The 13,212-nt window shown below is 60.8% G+C and carries 11 protein-coding genes; 6 read left to right on the top strand and 5 right to left on the bottom strand.

The features are described from left to right. The 4 genes from D8V06_RS05020 to D8V06_RS05005 form a co-directional block, all read right to left on the bottom strand. Positions 1-1,925 (bottom strand): PAS-domain containing protein (locus tag D8V06_RS05020; protein WP_130930545.1); only part of this gene is annotated, 1,925 nt, incomplete at its 3' end. Beyond that, entirely contained in the window at positions 1,855-3,015 is a 1,161-nt protein-coding gene (gene nosP / locus D8V06_RS05015) for a nitric oxide-sensing protein NosP (protein ID WP_056853500.1), read from the bottom strand. The genes D8V06_RS05020 and nosP, both read right to left, overlap by 71 nt. Before the next feature lie 149 nt (positions 3,016-3,164). Further along, positions 3,165-4,349 carry a porin gene (locus D8V06_RS05010; protein ID WP_130904749.1) on the bottom strand — a complete coding sequence of 395 codons (1,185 nt, stop codon included), beginning with the start codon at positions 4,347-4,349 and terminating at the stop codon, positions 3,165-3,167. A gap of 209 nt (positions 4,350-4,558) precedes the next feature. Next, entirely contained in the window at positions 4,559-5,365 is an 807-nt protein-coding gene (locus D8V06_RS05005) for a sulfite exporter TauE/SafE family protein (protein WP_056853498.1), read from the bottom strand. 162 nt (positions 5,366-5,527) lie between these two features. Between D8V06_RS05005 and D8V06_RS05000 the strand changes: the two genes are divergently transcribed. Continuing rightward, entirely contained in the window at positions 5,528-6,391 is an 864-nt protein-coding gene (locus D8V06_RS05000; RefSeq protein ID WP_056853497.1) for an MBL fold metallo-hydrolase, read from the top strand. Positions 6,392-6,475: 84 nt separating this feature from the next. Here D8V06_RS05000 and bkdR read toward each other — a convergent pair whose 3' ends face one another. Then, positions 6,476-6,964 carry a Bkd operon transcriptional regulator BkdR gene (bkdR, locus tag D8V06_RS04995; RefSeq protein WP_041476986.1) on the bottom strand — a complete coding sequence of 163 codons (489 nt, stop codon included), beginning with the start codon at positions 6,962-6,964 and terminating at the stop codon, positions 6,476-6,478. Positions 6,965-7,149: 185 nt separating this feature from the next. On the opposite strand from bkdR, the gene D8V06_RS04990 reads away from it, so the two are divergent. The 5 genes from D8V06_RS04990 to D8V06_RS04970 form a co-directional block, all read left to right on the top strand. Then, positions 7,150-8,385, top strand: coding sequence for a 3-methyl-2-oxobutanoate dehydrogenase (2-methylpropanoyl-transferring) subunit alpha (locus D8V06_RS04990; RefSeq protein WP_130930544.1), 1,236 nt, complete (start codon positions 7,150-7,152; stop codon positions 8,383-8,385). 1 nt (position 8,386) lies between these two features. Further along, positions 8,387-9,445 carry an alpha-ketoacid dehydrogenase subunit beta gene (locus tag D8V06_RS04985; protein ID WP_130908204.1) on the top strand — a complete coding sequence of 353 codons (1,059 nt, stop codon included), beginning with the start codon at positions 8,387-8,389 and terminating at the stop codon, positions 9,443-9,445. Further along, positions 9,446-10,720 (top strand): dihydrolipoamide acetyltransferase family protein, encoded by a 1,275-nt coding sequence (locus D8V06_RS04980; RefSeq protein WP_056853495.1) that lies wholly within the window; start codon positions 9,446-9,448, stop codon positions 10,718-10,720. 3 nt (positions 10,721-10,723) lie between these two features. Further along, positions 10,724-12,106: a dihydrolipoyl dehydrogenase gene (gene lpdA, locus D8V06_RS04975; RefSeq protein WP_056853494.1), complete on the top strand. Its 1,383-nt coding sequence runs from the start codon at positions 10,724-10,726 to the stop codon at positions 12,104-12,106. Between the two features lie 277 nt (positions 12,107-12,383). Then, a partial coding sequence (locus D8V06_RS04970; protein ID WP_130930543.1) for a branched-chain amino acid aminotransferase occupies positions 12,384-13,212 on the top strand: 829 nt, incomplete at its 3' end.

Raw genomic sequence — 13,212 nt, 5'->3', positions numbered from 1 at the left:
TAGCGAATCGCATTGCTCAGCAGGTTACGCAGAATGCGCGCCAGCAACTGAATGTCGCTGCGCACCAACGCCGAACAGCCGATGTAGCGCAGTTGCAGGCCTTCACTGAGTGCCACCTGGGTATACTCGGCGGCCAGGTTGTCCAGCAATTCACTGAGGGCGAACGGCGCAATGTCAGCCTTGATCACCCCCGCATCGAGTTTGGAAATATCCACCAGGGTGCCGAGCAGATTCTCCACGTCTTCCAGGGAATTGCTCACGTTGCGCACCAGAATCTCGCTGGCCATCGGCTCGCGCCGTTCCAGCAAGGCGCTGGTGAACAGGCGTGCGGCGTTCAATGGTTGCAGCAGGTCGTGACTGACCGCAGCGAGGAACTTGGTTTTCGACAGGTTGGCCTGTTCGGCTTCCTGCTTGGCCTCGCGCAAGCGTGACTCGACTAGACGCCGCTCACCGATTTCGCGCAACAATTGATCGTTGAGAGTGGTCAATTCCGCCGTGCGCTCGCGCACCCGCAACTCAAGGTTCTGATACGCCTGATGCAGCGCCTCGGCCGTGCGGCGGCGCTCTGTGATATCGCGAATCAGCACGAAGATCCCTACCACCTCTCCATTGGCCAAACGGTTAGGCACATAGGAACGCAGCATGTAGCGCTCCTGGTTGTTGACGTTGGTTTCAGCAAACTCGAAGGTCACGCTCTCCCCCGCCAATGCCCTGGCCACGTAGGATTCCAGGCGCTGGTAATGCTGTTCACTGTGCACTTCGCGCAAGCTCTGGCCGAGCATTACGCCCCGCGGCCAGCAATACCATTCTTCGTAGACCTTGTTGGTGAACTCGTAGACCAGGTCGGCATTGAGGTAGGCGATCAATGCCGGCACGTGATCGGTGATCAGGCGGATCCAGCGCTCGCTTTCACTCAGGGCCTCGGCGTGCTGATAGCGTTCGGTGATGTCGGTAAAGGTGTTGACGAAGCCGCCTGTCGGCAATGGATGGGTGCGGATTTCCAGGACCCGGCCGTCGTATAAACGCTGTTCGCATTCGCGTATCGGGCGACCGTTGCCATCGCGGCTGAACGGGGTCAGCAGGGTCAACTCGCTGTCGCCAATCACCTCGGCAAACGGCCGGTGGGCAGCTACCGGTGCCAGTCCGCTCAATTCCAGGAAACGCCGGTTCCATAACTCCAGAATGCCCTCGGCGCTGACCATCGCCACCCCTTGCGAGAGGTTGTCGACCGCGCGCTGCAATAGATGCGACTTCTGCGCGACCGCCTGTTCGCGGCGCATGGTTTCGCTGAGTTTGACGTCGGTGATGTCGATGAACAGAATCACCCGCCCGCCTTCCTGGGTCGGCCGCTCGCTGACTTGCAGCCAGCGCCCGTTCTGCAGGCGATACAGCAGGTTTTCATCGGCATGCCCGCGAGGCTCTTCGGTGAACAGGCCGTTGCTCATCATCAGGCGCTTGACCTCGCTCAGGCGCATGCCAGCGTTGATTCGTACTCGGCTCTTGCTCCAGAACGCCTTGAAACGACTGTTGAACAGCACAATGCGCTGCTCGGCGTCGAACAGCACAAATGCGTCGGAAATGCTTTCGATGGCATCAATCAGGTGTTGGTGCGCCGTTTCCGCACGCAGGCGGGCTTCGCTGAGCAGATGATTGCCGGCCTTGAGTTCGGCCATGGCCTGGTTCAGCGCATCGGTGCGCTCGCGCACTTGCTCGGCCAGCACGACCGAGTGCTGGAAGGCCGCGTACGGATCATTGCCGCGAGTCACCCCGGATTCGACCCGCTCGATCAGCGCACCATTGATGCGTTGCAGTTTGTTGTTTTCAAGACGCAGCCTGGCGAGTTCGGCCTGCAGTTCAGCGATGTCCTGGGGCACGGCCGCGGGCAATGGCAACGCCGGTGAAGGTCTGGTTGATGTGCATGCCATTGAACTGTTCTCCATAGGTGTTGAAACCCATCACCCGTTGCTCACGCAAAAAACTGCCGATCTGTTCAAGGCTGCCATCGTCTTCGAGCTCCAGGCGTCGCAGGAAACAGTCGCACCCGATGGTCAACAGCAACTCCCCGAGGCGCGCCTGCAAGCCCTCGAACAGATTTTGCAGGTTCGGCAGCATCGGGCCTGGGGTCATGGCGGTCAGAACGATGCCGTTTTCCACGGCGCAGTAGAAACTCAGGCTCAGGTCCGGATGCACCTGCTGGATGGCCCGCACGTAGTACTGATCATTGATGCGCACGGCCAGCGGGTGCGCGGCGAAGACCCGGTGATCGAGTTGCGCCACCGGCACGCCGATATGCCGGGCATACTCGGCGGCGGCCGGTTCGGCATTCAGTTCGAACACCCGGCGCAAGGCATTGTCGGCCCCCGTGACCACCAACTTCTCGGCGCGCGGCATTACGTGGTGGGTGGTGAATACTTCGAAATCCAGCCAGGTATTGACCAGTACCACCACGGCGGCGCCACTGTAAAACTCGCCATCGAAGTACACATGGGTATGGGTCAGGTAGTTATCGTCGCCGGCCGAACCACCAAAATGCGGAATGTCGCCCAAGGCCGCGCTCAGCGCCGCCAGGACCATTTCTTCACGGCTGGACAGTCCATCAAGCAGGGTCAGGGCAAAACTGTTGCCCTTGATCGGCGCCAGGGTATTGCTGCGACAGCCACTGACCAGGCGCTCGACCATTTGCTGGGCGTCGATCAGGCTGAAGTGCTCCATTTGATCGATCAGCTCCACCGCGATTGAAAAATGCCGATGATCGAAGCCCACCGCCGTCACGCAATTGCGTCCGTAGCCCAGCGGCGTGATTTCTCCGGCGCTGGTGCAACCCGCCAGCCGAATGCCACCGAAGCTTTGCTGCAAGGCCTTGCCCAACGCCTGCAAGTCGTACTCGGCTGAACAGAAAAACAGCACGAACCCCAGGTGCGGATGCAACAACTGCCGCGCCAGCTCCTGCGCCACCTGAAAGGCATCGGTGGCCTGGGACATTGCACTGACGACCCCTTCGCTCTGCTGCATCATCGCCTCCGGCAGGCGCGTGTATGAGGCACGAGTGTACGAAGTCTGTGGGGTGCGACGAATGCTACTTGGGTAGCGGGTAACCGCTTCGATGGGATGAGACGGTTGGCGGCCCTGGCCGCGATGCGCACGGCCAGGGCCACCAGCCGGGGTTACCAGGTCAGCACCGCACCCACCGCAAAGGTATCGGTGTCTTCGTTCTGTTCATCGGTGTCGTGACCGTTGATTTCGAACTGGTTGTATTCGGCCACCAGCTTGAGGTTGTCGTTCACGTCATGGAACAACGCGATGCCGCGAGTCTCGTAGTCCGCTCCGCTGCCCACCACGCCGTTGCCGTCGTCATTGGTCTTGCCGTAGGACAAGGCCAGGCGGTTCTTGCCCAGTTTGTAGGAGCCCTGCATCAAGTAGCCGTCGCTGTCGACGTTGCGCAGGGTCGGCTCGCCCGCATTGTTGGTAAAGAACGGGTTGATACCCTTGGCCTGGAAACCGGACCCGGTCAGAGACAGGCCGCCCATCTTCGCCTGCACGCCATAACCGAGCCCTTTGGAGGTGACGGTCTCGACGGTCGAATCGGTGTTGTCCGAAGTCTGGTAGCTGCCGTTGACCCAGCTGTAGATCTTTGCCCCCGCCACGTCGAACTGATAGGTGATCTCGCTCTCGGTTCGCGGGTTTTCCTGATAGGCCTTGCCCGTCGGGCTGCTGTCGTTGGTGTCCACCGGGTCCATGATGCCGACCGCCACGCGCAGACCGTCCATCACCGGGGTGCGATAGGTGATCTGCGAGGTCGGGAACGGGTACGGGTAACCGGTACCGATGTTGCCGAACGAGACCCCGCCGCCATCCACCAGCCCCAACGTATCGCTGACCTGCCCGTAACCGGCGAGCATTTCGTCGAGCAGGATGTTGGAACGGGCGAACAGACCGAAGTCCTTGCCGATCAGCACTTCACCCCACTGCGGGTTGGCCACTGTTCCATAGAACTGCCGCACATCGATGGCGGTATCGGTGCCGTTGGTTTCACTGTCGTTGATGGTGACCCAAAACGATGCCCGGGCACCGAGCTTGAGGTCGTCAACTTGCTTGCCCATGTTGAACCCCAGGTAGTTGGGCAGAAAGCCCATCTTCACCCGCGACTGCCGACGATCGTACTGATCGCCAGCGCGGTCCACATCGCTGTTGACGTAAAAGGCGTTGATGTAACCGTCGGTGGAAAATGTGGTCTGGTCTTTGTCGTACAGCATGATCTCTGCCTCGGCCACTGGGGTCAGGCCGAGCGCGTACAGGCTGGCAATGAACGCTGGCAGAAAACGCTGGGTGAATTTCTTATTGTTGTGCATGGGGCGCTCCGAAACAGGGGACGAAGTGTCGGAGGCGATTATCGAAACCTGACAGGCGGCGCCATACGCTGCCTTGGGGCTGGTTTTCAGGTGCTTTGGATTGGCCAGCGGCGCGTGACTACAACGGCGTAAGACCGCCTGTCGGCGAGGCTTGCCACTTAGGGCTTAGGCCTGCCGACGCAACTGGCGTTCGCAGGAACCGGTACTGGCTAGGCGTTGGCGCTGAACAGCATGTAGGCGGCGACCACCAGGCAGATACTGGCAAACCCCACCTGCAACGCCCGCGCCGGCACCCGCGCACTAAGTTTGCGGCCGATGAGCATGCCGACAATGCTTGAGATGATGAACACGATGCCCACGCCATCGATGCGCACCCCGGCGTGGAAAGCACCGATCACGCCGATGGCCGAGATCAGGCTGATCACCATCAGCGACGTGGCAACGATCCCGCGCATCTGCACGTCGGTCAGTTGCTTGAAGGCCGGCACGATCAGGAACCCGCCGCCGACGCCCAGCAATCCCGAGACAACGCCGGTCACCGCACCTAGCGCGGCGAGGGTCGCGGTGCATTTGGCGGTCCAGGAAAAGCGCCCGGTCTGTTGGTCGAGCATGCAGTTTTTCTGGCCCCAGTTGGCGTGACCGTGATCGCTTGGCCCTTGATCCTTGCGCTCACGGCGCAGCATTCGTGCGGCCACCATGACCATCAGCAGGCTGAACAGGACCATCAGGATTTTTTCCGGCAACTGATGGGCAAAGTAGATGCCCACCGGCGAAAACACCGCACCGAGTGCCGCAATCAACAACGCCGCGCGATAGCGCACCAGGCCATGACGCAGGCCGTCGATGGCGCCGACCGCCGCCGCACTGCCCACCGCAAACAACGCGACGGGCGCCGCCGTAGTCATGCTCCAACCCAGGCCCAGCACCAGCGCCGGCACGGCCAGAATGCCCCCGCCGGCGCCGGTCAAACCCAACACCAAACCCATGACTACACCGAAAAAACTCGCCAGCAACATAGAACGCTCGTAATCCATGACAAAGGCCGGGAACGCCCGGTATCGATAGCGTGACAGGATAGAGCCCAGCCGGATTTTTCGATAACAGAAATGACGCGGGGGCTGGTCAGCGCAGGGAAAATGAAACTAACCTCATGACTTGTTCAGCAAGAAACAATCCTCATGCCTGCCCTGATTGAAGCTTTTTTCGACGATGCCTCCTCCACCTACAGTTACGTGATCTACGAAGCGGACGGCGGACAATGCGCAATCGTCGACCCGGTGCTCGACTACAACCCCGCTGCCGGACGAACCTCCACCGTGCAGGCCGACCGGATCATCGCGTTCGTGCGCGAACACCGGCTGCAGGTGCAATGGCTACTGGAAACCCACGCCCACGCCGATCATTTGTCCGCCGCGCCCTATCTGCGCCGGGAACTGGGTGGCCGGATCGCCATCGGCCAGTCGATCTGCAAGGTGCAGAACGTGTTCAAGGCGCTGTTCAACCTTGAACCGCAATTCTGCATCGACGGCTCCCAGTTCGATCACCTGTTCGCTGCGGACGAGTCATTTTCCATCGGCAACCTCAAGGCCAAGGCCCTGCATGTGCCTGGGCATACCCCGGCGGACATGGCATACCTGATCGGCAACGATGTGATTCTGGTTGGCGATACGCTGTTCATGCCCGACGTGGGCACCGCGCGCTGCGACTTTCCCGGCGGCAACGCCAACCAGATGTTCGCTTCGATCCATAAACTGCTGGCCTTCCCCGCCAGCGTGCGCCTGTATGTCTGTCACGACTACCCGCCCGAGGGCCGCGAACCGCATTGCATGACCACCGTCGGCGAACAACGCAAAAGCAACATCCATGTGCGTGACGGCATCGATGAGGCGGCATTCGTTGCGATGCGCACCCGGCGCGATGCCACGCTGGGCATGCCGACGCTGCTGCTACCGGCGATCCAGGTCAATGTGCGGGCGGGAAATTTGCCGCCGGCGGAAGACAATGGCGTGACGTACCTTAAAATCCCGATCAATCAACTCTGATCTGTAGGCGCAAAGCTTGCTCGCGATTGCGCCCTTGAGATCGCTATCGCGAGCAAGCTTCGCGCCTACGGATTTGCCCTGGTTTTACGCGCCGAGCGTCAGGCCGTTGGCCGGCAGGGGCAGCGCGGTCTTGTAGCGCACTTGCTTGAGCGCAAAACTCGAGCGGATGTTCGCCACCCCCGGCACTTTGGTCAGAAAGTCCATCATGAAACGCTCCAGCGATTGAATGCTCGGCACCAGCACCCGGATCAAGTAATCCGGGTCGCCGGCCATCAAGTAGCACTCCATCACCTCCGGGCGGTCGGAGATCGCCTCTTCGAAATGCTGCAAGGCCTCCTCCACCTGCTTCTCCAGGCTGACGTGAATGAACACGTTCACGTGCAGCCCCAGCAGATCAGCATCCAGCAACGTCACTTGCTCGCGAATCAAACCCAGCTCTTCCATCGCCTTGACCCGGTTGAAGCACGGTGTCGGTGACAGGTTGACCGAGCGTGCAAGGTCGGCATTGGTGATCCGCGCGTTCTCTTGAAGGCTGTTGAGAATGCCGATATCGGTACGGTCAAGTTTGCGCATGAGACAAAACCACCTGTTTTTTAGGTTTATGCAGATTTTTTATCTGCAAATGATCTTAAGCGCAACGAAACAGAGAGAAATATTCTTCTTGGCCGGGCCTATGATTGTTGTAGGACAAGATTTCTTCCACAGAACGAAATCTGTCAGCTCACTACAAGAAATTCACAAGATCGAGCGTAGAAGCCATGACCCAAGCGTACGAACCGCTGCGCCTGCACGTCCCTGAACCCTCGGGCCGCCCAGGCTGCAAAACCGACTTCTCCTACCTGCATCTGACCGATGCCGGCACGGTGCGCAAACCCCCAATCGACGTTGAACCCGCCGACACGGCCGATCTGGCCCGCGGCCTGATTCGCGTGCTCGACGATCAGGGCAATGCCTTGGGGCCTTGGGCCGAAGGCGTTCCCACGGAGATCCTGCGCAAAGGCATGCGCGCCATGCTCAAGACGCGGATTTACGACAACCGCATGGTTGTCGCCCAGCGTCAGAAGAAGATGTCGTTCTACATGCAGAGCCTCGGCGAAGAAGCCATCGGCAGCGCCCAGGCCCTGGCCTTGAACATCGACGACATGTGCTTCCCGACCTACCGCCAGCAAAGCATCCTGATGGCCCGCGAAGTGCCACTGGTCGACCTGATCTGCCAACTGCTGTCCAACGAGCGCGATCCGCTCAAGGGACGTCAGCTGCCGATCATGTACTCGGTCAAAGAATCCGGTTTCTTCACCATCTCCGGCAACCTGGCGACCCAGTTTGTCCAGGCGGTTGGCTGGGGCATGGCCTCGGCGATCAAGGGCGACACCAAAATCGCTTCGGCGTGGATCGGCGACGGCGCCACTGCTGAGTCGGACTTCCACACCGCCCTGACTTTCGCCCACGTTTACCGCGCGCCGGTGATCCTCAACGTGGTCAACAACCAGTGGGCAATCTCTACGTTCCAGGCGATTGCCGGGGGTGAAGCGACCACGTTCGCCGGCCGTGGCGTCGGTTGCGGCATCGCCTCGCTGCGCGTCGATGGCAACGATTTCTACGCGGTCTACGCCGCTTCCGCCTGGGCTGCCGAACGCGCCCGACGCAACCTCGGCCCGACCATGATCGAGTGGGTCACCTACCGTGCCGGTCCACACTCGACGTCCGATGATCCTTCCAAGTACCGCCCTGCCGATGACTGGAGCCATTTCCCGCTCGGCGATCCGATTGCGCGTCTCAAGCAGCACCTGATCAAGATCGGCCAGTGGTCCGAAGAGGAACACGCCGCCGTCAGTGCCGAACTGGAAGCCGAAGTGATTGCCGCACAAAAGGAAGCCGAACAGTACGGCACCCTCGCCGGTGGCCAGATTCCAAGCGCCGCGACCATGTTCGAAGACGTCTACAAAGAGATGCCGGAGCACTTGAAGCGCCAGCGTCAGCAGTTGGGGATCTGACATGAACGATCACAACAACAATATTCAGTTGGAAACCGCCATGACCACGACCACCATGACCATGATCCAGGCCCTGCGCTCGGCGATGGATGTGATGCTTGAACGTGACGACAACGTCGTGGTGTTCGGCCAGGACGTCGGCTACTTCGGCGGCGTGTTCCGCTGCACCGAAGGCCTGCAGAACAAGTACGGCACCTCGCGGGTTTTCGACGCTCCGATCTCCGAAAGCGGCATCGTCGGCGTTGCCGTGGGCATGGGCGCCTATGGCCTGCGTCCGGTGGCCGAGATCCAGTTCGCCGACTACGTCTACCCGGCATCCGACCAGATCATCTCCGAAGCCGCACGCCTGCGTTATCGTTCGGCCGGCGAATTCACCGCGCCAATGACCCTGCGCATGCCCTGCGGCGGCGGCATCTATGGCGGCCAGACCCACAGCCAGAGCATCGAGGCGATGTTCACTCAGGTGTGCGGCCTGCGCACCGTCATGCCGTCCAACCCGTACGACGCCAAGGGCCTGTTGATCGCCTCCATCGAGAACGATGACCCGGTGATCTTCCTCGAGCCAAAACGCTTGTACAACGGCCCGTTCGACGGCCACCACGACCGCCCGGTAACCCCGTGGTCGAAACACCCGGCCGCGCAAGTGCCGGACGGTTACTACACCGTGCCACTGGACGTCGCCGCCATCACCCGTCCGGGCAAGGATGTGACCATCCTCACCTACGGCACCACCGTGTACGTGTCGCAAGTCGCCGCCGAAGAAACCGGCATCGACGCCGAAGTTATCGACCTGCGCAGCCTGTGGCCGCTGGACCTGGAAACCATCGTCAAGTCGGTGAAGAAAACCGGACGCTGCGTGGTGGTTCACGAAGCCACCCGCACCTGCGGTTTCGGTGCCGAACTGGTGTCGCTGGTGCAGGAACACTGCTTCCACCACCTGGAAGCGCCAATTGAACGCGTCACCGGCTGGGACACCCCCTACCCGCACGCGCAAGAGTGGGCGTATTTCCCTGGCCCGTCCCGAGTGGGCGCGGCTTTGAAACGGGTCATGGAGGTCTGAATGGGCACGCACGTCATTAAAATGCCGGACATTGGCGAAGGCATTGCAGAAGTTGAATTGTCACAGTGGCACGTCAAGGTCGGCGACATGGTCGTCGAGGATCAGGTGCTGGCGGATGTCATGACCGACAAGGCGATGGTGGATATCCCGTCGCCAGTGCATGGCAAGGTCATCGCCCTCGGCGGTCAGCCGGGCGAAGTCATGGCGGTCGGCAGCGTGCTGATCAGCATCGAAGTCGAAGGCGCGGGCAACGTCAAGGAGTCGGCGCAACCGGCACCGGTGAAGCAAGCGCCGGTTGCAGCAGCGAAAGCTGAAACCGTGGTGGAAAACAAACCGGTCGCTGCCGCAGCACCGAAGGCAGCCGTTTGCCAGGGGCCGATGATTGCTCGCGAAGCCAATGAGCGTCCGCTGGCCTCACCGGCCGTGCGTAAGCATGCGCTGGACCTGGGCATCCAGTTGCGTCTGGTGCGTGGCAGCGGTCCGGCCGGTCGCGTGCTGCATGAAGACCTCGAGGCCTATCTGGCTCAGGGTCAAGCCAACGCCTCGGCACCGGTCGCCGCCGCTTACGCCCAGCGTAACGATGAAGAACAGATCCCGGTGATCGGCATGCGCCGCAAGATCGCCCAACGCATGCAGGACGCCACCCAGCGCGCGGCACACTTCAGTTATGTCGAGGAAATCGATGTCACCGCCGTCGAAGAATTGCGCGCTCACCTTAACGAGAAGCACGGTGCGACCCGCGGCAAGCTGACTTTGCTGCCGTTTCTGGTCCGCGCCCTGGTCGTCGCCCTGCGCGATTTCCCGCAGATCAACGCCCGTTACGACGACGAAGCCCAAGTCATCACCCGGCTCGGCGCGGTGCACGTCGGTATCGCCACCCAGGCCGATAGCGGTTTGATGGTGCCTGTGGTTCGTCACGCCGAAGCCCGCAGCCTGTGGGACAGCGCGACGGAAATTTCGCGCCTGGCCACGGCCGCCCGCAACGGCAAGGCCGGCCGCGATGAACTGTCCGGTTCGTCTATCACGCTGACCAGCCTCGGCGCATTGGGCGGCATCGTCAGCACACCGGTGCTGAACCTGCCGGAAGTGGCGATCGTCGGCGTGAACAAAATCGTCGAACGGCCAATGGTAATCAAAGGCCAGATCGTGATCCGCAAGATGATGAACCTTTCCAGCTCCTTCGATCATCGCGTGGTCGACGGCATGGACGCGGCGCTCTTCATCCAGGCCATCCGTGGCTTGCTCGAACAACCCGCCACCCTGTTTGTGGAGTAAGCAATGCAGACTTTGAACACCACGCTGCTGATCATCGGCGGCGGCCCTGGCGGTTACGTGACGGCGATCCGCGCCGGTCAGTTGGGCATTCCAACGATCCTGGTGGAAGGCCAATCGTTGGGCGGCACCTGCCTGAACATCGGCTGCATTCCGTCCAAGGCATTGATTCATGTCGCTGAGCAGTTTCACCAGACGCAGCAGCATAATCAGCACTCAGCCCTGGGCATCAGCGTTGCGGCGCCGACGCTGGACATCGGCAAGAGCGTCGAATGGAAGGATGGCATCGTCGATCGCCTGACCACCGGCGTCGCCGCGCTGTTGAAAAAGAACAAGGTTCAGGTCGTGCAAGGCTGGGCCAACGTGGTCGACGGTAAAACCGTCGACGTCGGCGACACGCGCATTCAATGCGAGCACCTGGTGCTGGCGACAGGTTCGAAAAGCGTGAACCTGCCGATGTTGCCGATTGGCGGGCCGATCATCTCGTCCACCGAGGCCCTGGCGCCGACATCCGTACCCAAGCGCTTGATCGTGGTAGGTGGCGGTTACATCGGTCTGGAACTGGGTATTGCCTACCGCAAGCTCGGCGCCGATGTCAGCGTGGTCGAGGCGCAGGATCGGATTCTGCCAGCCTACGACGCTGAATTGACTCAGCCCGTACACGACGAACTGAAAAAACTCGGTGTGAAGCTTTACTTGAATCACAGCGTACAAGGCTTTGATTCTTCTAATAAAACCTTGCAGGTTTCGCAGCCGAACGGCGATACCCTCAACCTGGAAACCGATCAGGTTCTGGTCGCGGTTGGCCGCAAACCCAACACCCAAGGCTGGAACCTCGAAGCGCTGAACCTGGACATGAACGGGTCGTCGATCAAAATCGACAACCGCTGCCAGACCAGCATGCGCAATGTGTATGCCATCGGCGACCTGAGTGGCGAACCCATGCTTGCGCACCGGGCCATGGCCCAGGGCGAAATGGTTGCCGAGTTGATCAGTGGCAAGCCCCGCGAGTTCAACCCGACCGCCATCGCCGCCGTGTGCTTCACCGACCCGGAACTGGTGGTGGTCGGCAAGACTCCGGACGAAGCCAAGGCTGCAGGTTTGGACTGCATTGTTTCCAGCTTCCCGTTCGCCGCCAATGGCCGGGCGATGACGCTGGAATCGAAAAGCGGCTTCGTGCGCGTGGTCGCCCGTCGTGACAACCATGTGATCGTCGGCTGGCAGGCGGTAGGCGTGGGTGTGTCGGAGTTGTCCACGGCATTCGCGCAAAGCCTTGAGATGGGCGCGCGGCTGGAAGACATCGGCGGCACCATCCATGCGCATCCGACGCTTGGCGAGGCGGTGCAGGAAGCGGCATTGCGTGCTCTGGGGCATGCGTTGCATCTGTAAACACCATCAACTGTGGCGAGGGAGCTTGCTCCCGCCGGGCTGCGAAGCGGCCCCTGGCTGACTTAATGGCGAACCGCGTTGCCTGGATTTACGACTGCTTCGCAGCCGAGCGGGAGCGAGCTCCCTCGCCACAGGATTTCGAGCATTGTCTAGTCGGCGGCAAATAGCCGATAGACCGGGCTGCGAAACAGGCCCGGAATGAAGTATTGTTGTGCCCATCCAAAAAACGTCAGAAGCCTTGAACCGTTTCGACGGTTGTTCAGTGATAGAGGGTGTCATGGGTAACGAAAGCATCAATTGGGACAAGCTGGGTTTTGACTACATCAAGACCGACAAGCGCTATCTGTCGTATTTTCGCAATGGCGAGTGGGACAAAGGCACCCTGACCGAAGACAACGTGCTGCACATCAGCGAAGGCTCGACGGCCCTTCACTATGGCCAGCAATGCTTCGAAGGCATGAAGGCCTATCGTTGCAAGGACGGCTCGATCAACCTGTTCCGCCCGGACCAGAACGCCCTGCGCATGCAGCGCAGCTGTGCGCGTCTGCTGATGCCTCAGGTAGAAACCGAACAGTTCATCGAAGCCTGCAAGGCAGTGGTTCGCGCCAACGAGCGCTTCATCCCGCCTTACGGCACCGGCGGTGCGCTGTACCTGCGCCCGTTCGTGATCGGCGTGGGTGACAACATCGGCGTGCGCACCGCCCCCGAGTTCATCTTCTCGATCTTCTGCATTCCCGTCGGCGCCTACTTCAAGGGTGGCCTGACCCCGCACAACTTCCAGATTTCCAGCTACGACCGTGCCGCACCACAAGGCACCGGCGCAGCCAAAGTCGGTGGCAACTACGCCGCCAGCCTGATGCCGGGCTCCAAGGCCAAGAAAGCCAACTTCGCCGACGCCATTTACCTGGACCCGATGACCCACACCAAGATCGAAGAAGTCGGTTCGGCCAACTTCTTCGGTATCACCCATGACAACAAGTTCGTGACCCCGAACTCGCCGTCAGTACTGCCGGGCATCACTCGCCTGTCGCTGATCGAGCTGGCCAAGACCCGTCTGGGCCTGGAAGTGGTTGAAGGCGACGTGCTGATCGACAAGCTGTCGGACT

The sequence above is a fragment of the Pseudomonas sp. Sample_24 genome (assembly GCF_004307605.1).
Classification (GTDB): domain Bacteria; phylum Pseudomonadota; class Gammaproteobacteria; order Pseudomonadales; family Pseudomonadaceae; genus Aquipseudomonas.
This window is presented reverse-complemented; position numbering and strand designations above follow the sequence as displayed.

Coding starts and splice junctions, on each gene's coding strand:
- nosP (WP_056853500.1), bottom strand. CDS start 3,015: ATGATGCAGCAGAGCGAAGGGGTCGTCAGTGCAATGTCCCAGGCCACC.
- D8V06_RS05010 (WP_130904749.1), bottom strand. CDS start 4,349: ATGCACAACAATAAGAAATTCACCCAGCGTTTTCTGCCAGCGTTCATT.
- D8V06_RS05005 (WP_056853498.1), bottom strand. CDS start 5,365: ATGTTGCTGGCGAGTTTTTTCGGTGTAGTCATGGGTTTGGTGTTGGGT.
- D8V06_RS05000 (WP_056853497.1), top strand. CDS start 5,528: ATGCCTGCCCTGATTGAAGCTTTTTTCGACGATGCCTCCTCCACCTAC.
- bkdR (WP_041476986.1), bottom strand. CDS start 6,964: ATGCGCAAACTTGACCGTACCGATATCGGCATTCTCAACAGCCTTCAA.
- D8V06_RS04990 (WP_130930544.1), top strand. CDS start 7,150: ATGACCCAAGCGTACGAACCGCTGCGCCTGCACGTCCCTGAACCCTCG.
- D8V06_RS04985 (WP_130908204.1), top strand. CDS start 8,387: ATGAACGATCACAACAACAATATTCAGTTGGAAACCGCCATGACCACG.
- D8V06_RS04980 (WP_056853495.1), top strand. CDS start 9,446: ATGGGCACGCACGTCATTAAAATGCCGGACATTGGCGAAGGCATTGCA.
- lpdA (WP_056853494.1), top strand. CDS start 10,724: ATGCAGACTTTGAACACCACGCTGCTGATCATCGGCGGCGGCCCTGGC.